This is a genomic window from Pseudomonas asiatica, assembly GCF_040214835.1.
In the GTDB taxonomy this organism is placed as follows: Bacteria; Pseudomonadota; Gammaproteobacteria; order Pseudomonadales; family Pseudomonadaceae; genus Aquipseudomonas; species Aquipseudomonas putida_Z.
The window spans coordinates 5,550,769-5,563,948 of sequence record NZ_CP157874.1 but is presented as its reverse complement, the minus strand read 5'-3'; the positions used below and the strand labels follow the sequence as shown (position 1 = coordinate 5,563,948).

Sequence of the window (13,180 nt, the reverse complement as noted above, 5' to 3'; positions counted from 1 at the left end):
AACACGGCGTTTGCAGCTGCATGGAGGTCGTTATCAAGGGCTGCCGGCAGGGATTGTTGCACTAGCGTTTCGGGGTCATTTCAGGAGATTCGTACATGAAGTTCGCTCCGAAAGCCGTCGCCATCGGCCTGTCCCTGCTGTTCAGTATCGAAACCTTCGCCACCGAGCTCAAGCACTGGCCCGCCGAGGCAGCCAGGCAGCTCGACGGCATGATTGCCGCCAATGCCAACAAGGGTAACTACGCTGTCTTCGACATGGACAACACCAGTTACCGCTACGACCTTGAAGAGGCCTTGCTGCCGTTCATGGAAAACAAGGGCCTGCTGAGCCGCGACAAGCTCGACCCCTCGTTGAAGCTGATGCCGTTCAAGGACACCGCCGAGCACAAGGAAAGCCTGTTCAGTTACTACTACCGGCTGTGCGAAGTGGACGACATGGTCTGCTACCCGTGGGTGGCCCAGGTGTTCTCCGGCTTTACCCTGCAGGAGCTGAAGGTGCAGGTGGATGAGCTGATGGCCTCCGGCAAACCGATCCCGGCCACCTATTACGAAGGGGACCAGGTCAAGGCCATCGAGGTACAGCCGCCCAAGGTCTTCAAGGGCCAGGCCGAGCTGTACAACAAGCTGATGGAGAACGGTATCGAGGTCTATGTGATTTCCGCTGCTTCCGAGGAGCTGGTGCGCATGGTCGCGTCGGACCCCAAGTACGGCTACAACGTGAAACCGCAGAATGTGATTGGCGTGAGCCTGTTGCTGAAGGACCGCGCCAGCGGCCAGTTGACCACCGCGCGCAAGCAGATCAGCGCCGGGCACTATGATGCCAAGGCCAACGTGGGGCTGGAGCTGACCCCGTACCTGTGGACCCCGGCCACCTGGATGGCAGGCAAGCAGGCGGCGATCCTGACCTATATCGATGAGTGGAAGAAACCGGTGCTGGTGGGGGGCGATACGCCGACCAGCGACGGCTACATGCAGTTTCATGGGGTGGATGTGGGCAAAGGTGGCATCCACCTGTGGATAAACCGCAAGGCCAAGTACATGGACCAGATGAACGGGATGATTGCCAGGAATGCCGCGGCGCAGGCCAAGGAAGGGCTGCCGGTGACGGCGGACAAGAACTGGGTGATCGTGACGCCGGAGCAGATTCAGTAAGCCATGTGGTGCCTGTGCTGGCCTCTTCGCGGGTAAACCCGCTCCCACAAGGACTCCGCAGCCTTTGAGCCAGGCGCTGTACCTGTGGGAGAGGCCTCTTCGCGGGTAAACCCGCTCCCACAAGGACTCCGCAGCCTTTGAGCCAGGCGCTGTACCTGTGGGAGAGGCCTCTTCGCGGGTAAACCCGCTCCCACAAGGACTCCGCAGCCTTTGAGCCAGGCGCTGTACCTGTGGGAGAGGCCTCTTCGCGGGTAAACCCGCTCCCACAAGGACTCCGCAGCCTTTGAGCCAGGCGCTGTACCTGTGGGAGAGGCCTCTTCGCGGGTAAACCCGCTCCCACAAGGACTCCGCAGCCTTTGAGCCAGGCGCTGTACCTGTGGGAGAGGCCTCTTCGCGGGTAAACCCGCTCCCACAAGGACTCCGCAGCCTTTGAGCCAGGCGCTGTACCTGTGGGAGAGGCCTCTTCGCGGGTAAACCCGCTCCCACAAGGACTCCGCAGCCTTTGAGCCAGGCGCTGTACCTGTGGGAGAGGCCTCTTCGCGGGTAAACCCGCTCCCACAAGGACTCCGCAGCCTTTGAGCCAGGCGCTGTACCTGTGGGAGAGGCCTCTTCGCGGGTAAACCCGCTCCCACAAGGACTCCGCAGCCTTTGAGCCAGGCACTGTACCTGTGGGAGCGGGTTTACCCGCGAAAGGGCCCTTACAGGCATAAAAAACCGGCGCCCAGGGCGCCGGTTCTTCATTCATACCGTCAGAGCCTCACAGCCCTTCCAGCATCGCCTTGTTACGCACAGCGCCCTTGTCGGCACTGGTCGCCAGCAGGGCATAGGCCTTCAGCGCGGTGGTCACCTTGCGTGGGCGTACTTCAGCCGGTTTCCAGCCCTTCTTGTCCTGCTCGACACGGCGCTCGGCCAGCTCTTCGTCGCTGACCTGCAGGTTGATCGAACGATTCGGGATGTCGATCAGCACCTTGTCGCCGTCGCGCACCAGGCCGATGGCGCCGCCAGCGGCGGCTTCCGGCGAGGCATGGCCGATCGACAGGCCCGAGGTGCCGCCCGAGAAGCGGCCGTCGGTGAGCAGGGCGCAAGCCTTGCCCAGGCCCTTGGACTTCAGGTACGAGGTCGGGTACAGCATTTCCTGCATGCCCGGGCCACCTTTCGGGCCTTCGTAGCGGATGATCACGATGTCGCCGGCCTTCACTTCGTCGGCGAGGATGCCGCGTACGGCGCTGTCCTGGCTCTCGAAGATCTTCGCGGTGCCTTCGAACACCAGGATCGACTCGTCGACACCGGCGGTTTTCACCACGCAGCCGTCCAGCGCGATGTTGCCGTACAGCACGGCCAGGCCGCCTTCCTGCGAATAGGCGTGCTCGACACTGCGGATGCAGCCGTTCTCACGGTCGTCATCCAGGGATTCCCAACGGGTCGACTGGCTGAATGCCGTCTGGGTCGGGATGCCGGCAGGGCCGGCCTTGAAGAAGGTGTGCACGGCTTCGTCATCGGTCTGGGTGATGTCCCACTTGGCGATGGCTTCTTCCATGCTGCGGCTGTGCACGGTCGGCAGGTCGGTGTGCAGCAGGCCGCCACGGGCCAGCGAGCCGAGGATGCTGAAGATGCCGCCGGCACGGTGCACGTCTTCCATGTGATATTTCTGGATGTTCGGCGCAACCTTGCACAGCTGCGGCACCTTGCGCGACAGGCGGTCGATGTCGCGCAGGTCGAACGCCACCTCGGCTTCCTGGGCGGCGGCCAGCAGGTGCAGGATGGTGTTGGTCGAGCCGCCCATGGCGATGTCGAGCATCATGGCGTTCTCGAACGCCTTGAAGTTGGCGATGTTGCGCGGCAGTACCGACTCATCGTTCTCGCCGTAGTAGCGCTTGCACAGCTCGACGATGGTGCGGCCGGCGGTGAGGAACAGCTGCTCGCGGTCGGCGTGGGTGGCCAGGGTCGAACCGTTGCCCGGCAGGGCCAGGCCCAGGGCTTCGGTCAGGCAGTTCATCGAGTTGGCGGTGAACATGCCGGAGCACGAACCGCAGGTCGGGCAGGCGCTGCGCTCGTATTCGGCGACTTTTTCGTCGGAAGCCGAGGAGTCGGCGGCAATGACCATGGCGTCGACCAGGTCCAGACCGTGGCTGGCCAGCTTGGTCTTGCCGGCTTCCATCGGGCCGCCGGAGACGAAGATTACCGGGATGTTCAGGCGCAGGGCGGCCATCAGCATGCCGGGGGTGATCTTGTCGCAGTTGGAGATGCACACGATGGCGTCGGCGCAGTGGGCGTTGACCATGTACTCCACGGCGTCGGCGATGATCTCGCGGCTTGGCAGCGAGTAGAGCATGCCGTCGTGGCCCATGGCGATGCCGTCATCGACCGCGATGGTGTTGAATTCCTTGGCCACGCCACCGGCGCGTTCGATTTCGCGGGCGACCAGCTGGCCCAGGTCCTTCAGGTGCACGTGGCCCGGGACGAACTGGGTGAACGAGTTGGCGATGGCGATGATCGGTTTCTTGAAGTCTTCGTCCTTCATCCCGGTGGCGCGCCACAGGGCACGGGCGCCGGCCATGTTGCGGCCTTGGGTGGAAGTCTTGGAACGATAATCAGGCATGAAACACTCCTGGCGGCTTAATCAGGTCACAAAAAGGGGAGTGAGCTTCTCTTGTCCTTTGTACCGCAGGCCGGTTGCCACTGGCACGGATGGGGCCGAAGACCTCGCGGGATCGCCGCGTGCTTGGGCAGAGCTCATAAACCCGCCGGGGATGACTGGCGATGAATAGGCCGATTCTACACCGCTGGCGCGGCGAGGGAATGCAGATGTGGATAGCTGGCGGGGAGATTGCAGCAGGAAAGGGCCGCTTGGCGGCCCTTTTTAGCGGATATCAGCTGTTTGGCAGCAACCGGCAGGTGATGCTCTTGATGTAGCGGGTTTCGGCGATGGCCGGGTGCACCGGGTGGTCCGGGCCTTGGCCGCCGCGTTCGAGCAACTGCAGGTTGCGGTCCAGGTGACGGGCGCTGGTCAGCAGGATGTTGTGCAGGTCGTCCTCGGGCAGGTGCATCGAGCACGAGGCACTGACCAGGATGCCGTCCTTGGTCAGCATGCGCATGGCCTGCTCGTTCAGGCGGCGGTAGGCCGCTTCGCCGTTCTTCAGGTCTTTCTTGCGCTTGATGAAGGCGGGTGGGTCGGCAATGATCACGTCGAAGCGCTCTTCGGCGGCCTTCAGTTCGCGCAGGGCCTCGAATACATCGCCTTCGATGCAGGTCAGTTTCTCGCTGATGCCGTTCAGCGCGGCGTTACGCTCGACGCCGTCCAGGGCAAAGCTCGAGGCATCGACGCAGAACACTTCGCTGGCGCCGAAGGCACCGGCTTGCACGCCCCAGCCACCGATGTAGCTGAACAGGTCGAGCACGCGCTTGCCTTTCACGTACGGCGCCAGGCGTGCACGGTTCATGCGGTGGTCGTAGAACCAGCCGGTCTTCTGGCCTTCGCGTACCGGGGCTTCGAACTTGACGCCGTTTTCTTCCAGCGGCACCCAGTCCGGCACTTCGCCATAGACGGTCTCGACATAGCGCTGCAGGCCTTCGGCGTCACGCGCGGAGGAGTCGTTCTTGAACAGGATGCCGCTTGGCTTGAGCACCTGTACCAGGGCTGCAATCACGTCGTCCTTGTGCGCTTCCATGGTGGCGGAGGCCAATTGCACCACGAGGATGTCGAAGAAGCGGTCGACCACCAGGCCTGGCAACAGGTCGGAATCGCCATAGACCAGGCGGTAGCACGGTTGGTCGAACAGGCGCTGGCGCAGCGACAGGGCGACGTTCAGGCGGTGCACCAGCAGCGACTTGTCCAGCGGCAGCTTGGCGTCGCGCGACAGCAGGCGGGCGCAGATCAGGTTGTTCGGGCTCAGTGCGACGATACCCAGCGGCTTGCCGTTGGCCGCCTCGAGAACAGCCTGCTGGCCGGCCTGGAAGCCTTGCAGCGGGGTCGCGCTGACGTCGACTTCGTTGCTGTAGACCCACAGGTGGCCGGCGCGCAGGCGGCGGTCGGCATTGGCTTTGAGGCGTAGGCTGGGCAGGGACATGACGTCGCTCCGGGAAAAAGAGCGGGATTATAGCCTGTTGCCTGGGCACTCGTCCCTTGCAGGAGCAGCCTCGCGTCGGCCATGAGATGACGTCAGGCTGCCAATGCCTTGATCAGCTGCCGGTTGAACGCCGGAATGTCATCGGGCTGGCGGCTGGTGATCAGGTTGCCATCGACCACCACTTCTTCATCCACCCAGTCTCCGCCGGCATTGCGGATGTCGTCCTGCAGGGTCTTGTAGCTGGTCAGCCGCCTGCCCTTGGCCAACCCGCAGGACACCAGCAACCAGCCACCATGACAGATCACCGCCAGCGGCTTGCCAGCCGAATCGTGGCTTTTCACCAGTTTCTGCGCAGCGGGAATCAACCGAATCGTGTCAGAGTTTTGCACGCCACCGGGCAGCACCAGGGCATCGTAGAGGTCCAGGTGGGCGCTTTCGAAGGTTGCGTCCACGGCGAATGCGTCAGCCGGCTGGTCGTGGTTCCAGCCGCGTACCGTTCCCTCTTTGTCGCTGAGGATGTCCACCACCGCGCCGCTCTGTTCCAGGGCCTCGCGAGGGCCTGTCAGTTCCACTTGCTCGAAGCCGTCGGTGACCAGGAAAGCCACTCGCTTGCCGTTCAGTTCTGCACTCATGGGCCTTTCTCCTTTCCTTGATGAATATGAGAGAGAGGCCCGCATGGATAGAGTAAAGTTCCGGCGCAACGATTCAGTGGTTGGTCCATTTCCGGTCTGGAGGGTTAGAATCGCCGGTCCCAAACGAGTGTGCACGTATGTCCCAAGAACTCAGCGCCGAACAGATCCAGCAAGCCTTGCAAGGCATCACCATCCCGCCGCAACCGCAGATAATGGTCGACCTGCAGTTCGAGCAGTACATGCCTGACCCGGACCTGGAAACCATCGCCAAGCTGATTTCCCAGGACCCGGGCCTGTCGGGCGCCTTGCTCAAGCTGGTCAATTCCCCGCATTTCGGCCTTTCCAACAAGATCGGTTCGATCCAGCGCGCGGTGAACCTGCTGGGCAGCCGTTCGATCATCAACCTGATCAACGCCCAGTCGATCAAGGGTGAAATGACCGACGAGACCATCGTTACCCTCAACCGCTTCTGGGACACTGCCCAGGACGTGGCGATGACCTGCCTCACTCTGGCCAAGCGCACCGGCATCCAGGCGGCAGACGAGGCCTATACCCTGGGCCTGTTCCATGACTGTGGCGTGCCGCTGATGCTCAAGCGCTTCCCCGACTATATGGATGTGCTGGAGGACGCCTATGCCAAGGCCGACGAGGAAACTCGCGTGGTTGACACCGAAAACCGCGCGTTCAACACCAATCATTCGGTGGTCGGCTATTTCACGGCCAAGTCCTGGCGCCTGCCCGAGCACCTCAGCGCGGCCATTGCCAACCACCACAACGCCCTGGCGGTATTCCGCGACGAGAGCGCGCGCAATACCCAGAGCCAACTGAAAAACCTGCTGGCGGTGCTGAAGATGGCCGAGCACATCTGCGCATCGTACCGGGTGCTGGGCAGCCAGGCCGTGGACCACGAATGGAGTGTGGTTGGCCCGCTGGTGCTCGATTACATTGGCTTGTCGGAATACGATTTCGAGAACCTCAAGCAGAACATTCGCGAGATGGGCGGGCACTGACACATGCCGGAATTGCCAGAAGTAGAAACCACCCGGCGCGGTATTGCGCCCCACCTGGAAGGCCAGCGCGTCAGCCGGGTGGTGGTGCGTGACCGGCGCCTGCGCTGGCCGATTCCGGAAGACCTGGATGTGCGCCTGTCGGGGCAGCGCATCGTCAGTGTCGAGCGGCGCGCAAAGTACCTGTTGATCAATGCCGAGGTCGGCACCCTGATCAGTCACCTGGGCATGTCGGGCAACCTTCGCCTGGTCGAGCTGGGCTTGCCGGCGGCCAAGCATGAGCACGTGGATATCGAGTTGGAGTCGGGGTTGATGCTGCGCTACACCGACCCGCGCCGCTTTGGCGCGATGCTGTGGAGCCTGGACCCGCTCAACCACGAACTGCTGCTGCGCCTGGGGCCGGAGCCGCTGACCGACCTGTTCGACGGCGAGCGGCTGTTCCAGCTGTCCCGTGGGCGGTCGATGGCGGTCAAGCCGTTCATCATGGACAACGCGGTGGTGGTGGGGGTGGGCAACATCTACGCCACCGAGGCGCTGTTTGCCGCCGGCATCGACCCTCGTCGGGAAGCGGGCGGGATTTCCCGGGCGCGTTACCTGAAGCTGGCGATCGAGATCAAGCGCGTGCTGGCGGCGGCGATCGAGCAGGGCGGCACCACGCTACGCGACTTCATCGGTGGCGATGGGCAGCCGGGGTACTTCCAGCAGGAATTGTTCGTGTACGGGCGGGGCGGGCAGCCGTGCAAGGTGTGTGGCACGGAGTTGCGCGAGGTGAAGCTGGGGCAGAGGGCGAGTGTGTATTGCCCGCGCTGCCAGCGCTGAGGCTAGTTACGCGGTACCTCTTGTGGGAGCGGCCTTGCGTCGCGAAAGGGCCGCACAGCGGCCCCGGCAGTTTCTGCTGCGAAGCTGGAATCCTGGGGCCGCTTCGCGCCCCATCGCGACGCAAGGCCGCTCCCACACAGGGACCGCGTGGAGGCGTTCAGGCAGCGATCAGGCCTTGCCAGTAATCCGGCGGTACTTGGCCATCAGCTCTTCTTCGGTTTCCGGGTGCGCTTCATCCAGCGGGATGCAGTCGACCGGGCAGACCTGCTGGCATTGCGGCTCGTCGTAATGGCCCACGCACTGGGTGCACAGGTTAGGGTCGATCACGTAGATCTCTTCGCCTTGGGAGATGGCCTCGTTCGGGCACTCGGGTTCGCAGACGTCGCAGTTGATGCAATCGTCGGTGATGATCAGGGACATGGGGACTCCGGCCGGGGCTCTGCGCCCGGGCATGTTCAACGCAGTGGGCACAATTGTGCCGCATTCGCGCCCGCAGTGCACGCGGGCGCGATGATCAGCCGCTAAAGGTCACTTCTTGAAGCGTTCGGTCAGCGCCTCGGCCACCACCGGGTGGACGAACTTGCTGATATCACCGCCCAGCGCGGCAATTTCCCGGACCAGGGTCGAGGAAATGAACGAGTAGCGCTCCGAAGGCGTGAGGAACAGGCTCTCGACGTCGGGGGCCAGTTGCCGGTTCATGTTCGCCAGCTGGAACTCGTACTCGAAGTCGGACACCGCACGCAGGCCACGCAAGAAGACGTTGGCGCCCTGTTCCTTGGCGAAATGCGCCAGCAGCGAGGAGAAGCCGATGACTTCGACATTGGGCAGGTGCTTGGTGACCTCACGGGCGAGCTCCACCCGTTGTTCCAGCGGGAACAGCGGGTTTTTCTTCGGGCTGGCCGCCACCGCGATGATCACGTGGTCGAACAACCGCGAGGCGCGCTCGACCAGGTCGCCATGGCCTTTGGTAATGGGGTCGAAAGTACCCGGGTACAACACTCGGTTCATCGCGTCATCCTGGCTGGAGTGCGTTGGGGAGTCGGATGGTAGCGCAGCGACGGCGCCCCGGCCAAGTCATGCGGCCGGCTGATGGCACTATAGACAGGGGGCCTGTTCCTTGTCATGCGCTGTGTGCCAGGCGGGCGACCAGCGCTTCGGTGAGCCTGGCGCTGATGGCATACACCGACAGTTGCGGGTTGGCGCCGATACTGGTGGGGAACAGCGAGCCGTCGTGAACCGACAGGTTTTCCAGCTGGTGATGGCGGCCAAGGCTGTCGCATACCGCCTGGCGCGGGTCGTCGCCGAGGGCGCAGCCACCCATCACGTGAGCGCTGCCCAGGCGCGTGCGGAACGGCTCCAGGCGCAACTGGTCGATCATGGCCAAGGCCTGCTCCAGGCTGGACGCGGCGCTGGCATCGCTGTGCACGGGGGTGACCTGGGTGGCGCCGGCGGCGAACTGGATCTGCGCCATGCTGCGGTAGGCGCGGCGCAGGCCGTCGCGCAGGTAGTCGGTGACCGGGTAATCGAGCACCGGTGAGCCATCGCCGCGCAGCTCCACGGCCCCGCCCTGGCTTTGTGGGTGGAAGCCGTCACGCAGCAGCGCCAGCATCACGTGGGTATGTGGCAGTTCGGCCATGCGCCGGGCATTCTCGTGGCCGTGCCCGCCCAGCAGGGTGCTGGCCAGGGCCGGGTGCAGCGGTGGTACTTCCAGCTTGTAGCCAACCGGGCCGTCGCTGCCGCCTTGCCATTGGAAATGGTCGCTGTAGATGGACTGCGGGGCGCCATAGTAGGGGTCGATACGGTCGTTGAAGCGTGCTGCGCTGAAGTTGACCAGGTGCAGGAAGGTACGTTTGCCCAGGCGGCCATGCGGGTCGGGCGCGTCGGAACGCAGCAGCAGGGCCGGACTGTTGATGCCGCCACCGGCAAGGATGTAGTGACGCGCGCGAATGCGGACCTGCCGGCCTGTGGCGTGTATGCCCTGGCTATCCAGCGCCTGGCATGACAGGCCCTGGATGCGCTCGCCGTTGTGCTCGAAGCGCTCGGCCCGAGCCAGGTACAGCAGCTCGCCGCCTTGTTCGAGGGTGGCGGGAATACGCGTGACCAGCATCGACTGCTTGGCATTCACCGGGCAACCCATGCCGCAGTAGCCCAGGTTCCAGCAGCCGCGCACGTTGCGCGGGATCACCGCCCAGCGGTAGCCCAGCTGTTCGCAGCCACGGCGCAGCACGTCGTTGTTGGCGTTCGGTGGCAGGGCCCAGGGGGTGATGCCCAGTTCCTGCTCGATGCGCTCGAACCAGGGGCGCATCTGCTTCTCGCCCAGGCCGCTCACGTTGTGGGCTGCGGCCCAGTGCGCCAGGGTCTGTGGCGGCGTGCGAAAGCTCGAGGTCCAGTTGACCAGCGTGGTGCCGCCCACGGCGCGGCCCTGGAGGATGGTGATGGCGCCGTCCTTGCTCATGCGGCCCAGGCCTTCCTGGTACAGGCTGGCATAGGCTTCGTTTTCCAGCAGGTGGAAATCGCTGCTGGTCCTCAGCGGGCCTTCTTCGATCAGCAGCACCTTGAAGCCGGCAGTGCTGAGCATTTGCGCGCTGGTAGCGCCACCGGCACCGCTGCCGATCACGGCAACGTCGGCTTCCAGCGTGAGGTCGTGCTCCAGGCGCGAGGCGTCGTGGGTGATCCAGCCGCTTTCCAGGCCTTGGCGAAACGGGTCGGGTACAGGCATTGGCGCTGCTCTTGTTGTTTTCAGATTTTCGGTGGCCCGGGGTAGCCGCAGGCGGCCCAGGATTCGGGGCGCTCGTACCAGGCCATCTGCAGCAACTGCAGCAGCGAGGCGTGGCCCATGCGCAGCAGGTTCAGCGAGCTGTCCTGCCAACGTTGCAGGAAGGCCGTGACCTGCGCGGCGCCGGCTTGCTCCCAGGCGCCCCAGACACCGGTCAGGGGGCCGCGGGTGAGCGGCAGGTTGAGCACGTCGAACAACTGCCGGGTGAGTTTGAGCATTTCCGGCGATAGCGCCGCCAGCTTGTGGTCGAGGCTATGCAGCACCAGTGTCTCGGCGGCCTGGGTGCCGGCCAGTACCACCGGGATCAGCGCGCGTAGCAGCGGCAGGTCGTCGTCGCGCAGTACCTGGTAACCCGTTGCGGCTGTCTGTGCGCTGCAGCCGACCAGGCTGGTACCGGCCAGAAAGACGCTGGCGCCAAGGCTGAAGCGCAGCAGTTCGCGGCGGTGCATGGGCCGGCCCTCAGCGGATGAAAAGCTTGAAGACCAGGCGCTGCAAGGCTTTGCCATAAGGCGGGTAGATCAGCCGGGCAGCGTTGAAGCGTTGCTTGGCCAGCACCGCCTTGGCCTTGCTGAAGGTCAGGAAACCGTCATGGCCATGGTAATGGCCCATGCCTGAAGGGCCGATGCCGCCGAACGGCAAGTCATCCTGGGCCACGTGCAGCAGGGTGTCGTTCAGGCACACTCCGCCGGAGTGGGTGTGGCGCAGCACCTGCTCCTGGGCTGCGCGGTCATAGCCGAAGTAGTAAAGCGCCAGCGGGCGCGGGCGCTGGTTGATGTAGGCCAGTGCCTGCTCGAGGCTGTCGTAGGGCACCAGCGGCAGCAATGGGCCGAAGATTTCGTCCTGCATCACCTGCATGCTGTCGTTCACCCCCAGCAGCAGGTGGGGTGGCAGGCGCCGGCCCTGGCGGGTTTCACCGGGGTACAGGTCGAGTACCTGCGCACCTTTGGCGTGGGCATCGTCCAGTAGATGTTGCAAGCGCTGCAGCTGGCGCTGGTTGATGATGGCGGTGAAGTCGGGGTTGCCGGCGATGCGCGGGTACAGCCGGAGCACGGCACGCTGGTAGGCGTCGCTGAAGGCCTCCAGGCGCTCGCGTGGCACCAGCACGTAATCAGGGGCGACGCAGGTCTGGCCAGCGTTGAGGGTCTTGCCGAAGGCGATGCGCTCGGCGGCGCTGTCCAGCGGTACGTCGGCAGAGACTATGGCCGGCGACTTGCCACCCAGTTCCAGGGTGACGGGGGTCAGGTTGTGCGCCGCAGCCAGCATTACCTGGCGCCCCACGCTGGTGGCGCCGGTGAACAGCAGGTGATCGAACGGCAAGCGGGCAAAGGCCTGGCCTACCTCGACCTCGCCGAGCACCACGCTGACCAGATCGGTGGGGAACACCTGCTCCAGCAGTTGCTTGAGCGCCAGGCCAGTGGCAGGCGTGGCTTCGCTGAGCTTGAGCATTACCCGGTTGCCGGCGGCCAGGGCGCAGGTCAGCGGGCCGATGGCAAGGAACAGCGGGTAGTTCCACGGCACGATGATGCCGACCACGCCCAGGGGTTGGTAGCGCACCTGAGCGCTGGCCGGCTGGAAGGCCAGGCCGACCTTGCGCCGGCTGGCGCGCATCCAGCGCTGCAGGTGCTTTTCGGCGTGACGCAGGCCTTGCACCGAGGGCAGCAGCTCGGCCAGCAGGGTCTCGTCGGCGCTGCGCCCCTCAAAGTCCTGGCCGATTGCCTCGATCAGTTCGGCCTGGCCGGCCAGCAAGGCTTCCCGCAGGCTTTTCAGCCATTGGCGCCGCTGCGTCGCCGCTGGCAGGGGGTTGTCGGCAAAGGCCTGGCGCTGGGTGGCGAACGTCGCCGCAAGGTCGAGGTCGGATTGCACAGGGGGCAAGGCACTGGGCGAGTTCATGGCGGCGTCGAGTCCGGGCAGGGAATCCCTAGAGCCTATACTCTAATTTGTACGATGGTGCGAATTTTTCCGCGTTGTCGAGCGGTGCATTCCACCGCCAATACGCCGTAAGATGACCCTTTGATGAAGGCCCGCAGACTGGGAGCTGAGCATGGCCCCGCGCATGAAGACCCGAGAGCGCATCGTGCAGAACAGCCTCGAGCTGTTCAACCAGCAGGGCGAACGCAGCGTCAGTACCAACCACATTGCCGCGCACATGGAAATTTCGCCCGGCAACCTGTATTACCACTTCCCCAACAAGCAGGCGATCATCGCTTTGCTGTTCAGCCAGTACGAAGAGCTGGTGGACAGCTTCCTGCGCCCGCCGCAAGGCCGCGCGGCGACCGTGGAGGACAAGCGCTTCTACCTCAAGGCCCTGCTGGCGGCGATGTGGAACTACCGTTTTCTGCACCGCGACCTGGAGCACCTGCTGGACAGCGACCCGGAACTGGCCGCCCGTTATCGGCGCTTTTCCGAGCGCTGCCTGCGCCAGGGCCAGGCGATCTACCGCGGCTTCGTCGAGGCGGGCATCCTGGCCATGGCACCAGCGCAGATCGAATCGCTGACCATCAACGCCTGGATCGTGTTGACGTCCTGGGTACGTTTTCTCAGCACCACGCGGGAGCATTCCGCGCACCTGGGTGAAGAAGCCTTCAAGCGCGGCGTCTACCAGGTACTGGTGCTGGAGCTCGGTTTCGTCACCGACAACGCCCGCAATGCCGTGGACGCCCTGTGCCAGGAATTCCATGTACCGTTCAACCAGGCCCTGGAGCACTAACCCAGGGCCTCAGTGCTATCG

The 13,180-nt window shown here is 64.2% G+C and carries 12 protein-coding genes; 4 read left to right on the top strand and 8 right to left on the bottom strand.

From position 1 onward, the window contains the following. Positions 1-95 precede the first annotated feature (95 nt). Entirely contained in the window at positions 96-1,151 is a 1,056-nt protein-coding gene (locus tag ABNP31_RS24775) for a phosphorylcholine phosphatase (protein ID WP_025340989.1), read from the top strand. A 757-nt stretch (positions 1,152-1,908) separates the two neighbouring features. Here the strand turns inward: ABNP31_RS24775 and ilvD are convergent. The 3 genes from ilvD to ABNP31_RS24760 form a co-directional block, all read right to left on the bottom strand. Next, positions 1,909-3,750 (bottom strand): dihydroxy-acid dehydratase, encoded by a 1,842-nt coding sequence (gene ilvD, locus ABNP31_RS24770; RefSeq protein ID WP_025340988.1) that lies wholly within the window; start codon positions 3,748-3,750, stop codon positions 1,909-1,911. Between the two features lie 271 nt (positions 3,751-4,021). Further along, positions 4,022-5,218: a class I SAM-dependent rRNA methyltransferase gene (locus tag ABNP31_RS24765; RefSeq protein WP_238067036.1), complete on the bottom strand. Its 1,197-nt coding sequence runs from the start codon at positions 5,216-5,218 to the stop codon at positions 4,022-4,024. Between the two features lie 92 nt (positions 5,219-5,310). Further along, on the bottom strand, positions 5,311-5,850 hold the full coding sequence (locus ABNP31_RS24760) for a type 1 glutamine amidotransferase domain-containing protein (RefSeq protein WP_013974647.1): 540 nt from the start codon (positions 5,848-5,850) through the stop codon (positions 5,311-5,313). Positions 5,851-6,041: 191 nt separating this feature from the next. Between ABNP31_RS24760 and ABNP31_RS24755 the strand changes: the two genes are divergently transcribed. Beyond that, positions 6,042-6,860 (top strand): HDOD domain-containing protein, encoded by an 819-nt coding sequence (locus tag ABNP31_RS24755; RefSeq protein WP_350013434.1) that lies wholly within the window; start codon positions 6,042-6,044, stop codon positions 6,858-6,860. A 3-nt stretch (positions 6,861-6,863) separates the two neighbouring features. Further along, a complete protein-coding gene (gene mutM, locus ABNP31_RS24750) occupies positions 6,864-7,676 on the top strand; it encodes a bifunctional DNA-formamidopyrimidine glycosylase/DNA-(apurinic or apyrimidinic site) lyase (RefSeq protein ID WP_010955661.1) in 813 nt (270 codons plus the stop codon). Between the two features lie 168 nt (positions 7,677-7,844). Here the strand turns inward: mutM and ABNP31_RS24745 are convergent, their stop codons facing one another. From ABNP31_RS24745 to ABNP31_RS24725, 5 genes are all read right to left on the bottom strand, one after another. Continuing rightward, a complete protein-coding gene (locus ABNP31_RS24745) occupies positions 7,845-8,096 on the bottom strand; it encodes a YfhL family 4Fe-4S dicluster ferredoxin (RefSeq protein ID WP_013974644.1) in 252 nt (83 codons plus the stop codon). A 108-nt stretch (positions 8,097-8,204) separates the two neighbouring features. Next, positions 8,205-8,684 carry a pantetheine-phosphate adenylyltransferase gene (coaD, locus tag ABNP31_RS24740; RefSeq protein ID WP_014861498.1) on the bottom strand — a complete coding sequence of 160 codons (480 nt, stop codon included), beginning with the start codon at positions 8,682-8,684 and terminating at the stop codon, positions 8,205-8,207. A gap of 112 nt (positions 8,685-8,796) precedes the next feature. Beyond that, positions 8,797-10,395 (bottom strand): GMC family oxidoreductase, encoded by a 1,599-nt coding sequence (locus tag ABNP31_RS24735; RefSeq protein ID WP_350012851.1) that lies wholly within the window; start codon positions 10,393-10,395, stop codon positions 8,797-8,799. Positions 10,396-10,415: 20 nt separating this feature from the next. Then, positions 10,416-10,901 carry a twin-arginine translocation pathway signal protein gene (locus ABNP31_RS24730; RefSeq protein ID WP_350012850.1) on the bottom strand — a complete coding sequence of 162 codons (486 nt, stop codon included), beginning with the start codon at positions 10,899-10,901 and terminating at the stop codon, positions 10,416-10,418. 10 nt (positions 10,902-10,911) lie between these two features. After that, entirely contained in the window at positions 10,912-12,342 is a 1,431-nt protein-coding gene (locus tag ABNP31_RS24725) for a coniferyl aldehyde dehydrogenase (RefSeq protein ID WP_350012849.1), read from the bottom strand. A gap of 151 nt (positions 12,343-12,493) precedes the next feature. On the opposite strand from ABNP31_RS24725, the gene ABNP31_RS24720 reads away from it, so the two are divergent. After that, positions 12,494-13,159, top strand: a complete 666-nt coding sequence (locus ABNP31_RS24720) for a TetR/AcrR family transcriptional regulator (protein WP_025340981.1) — start codon at positions 12,494-12,496, stop codon at positions 13,157-13,159. Positions 13,160-13,180: the final 21 nt, after the last annotated feature.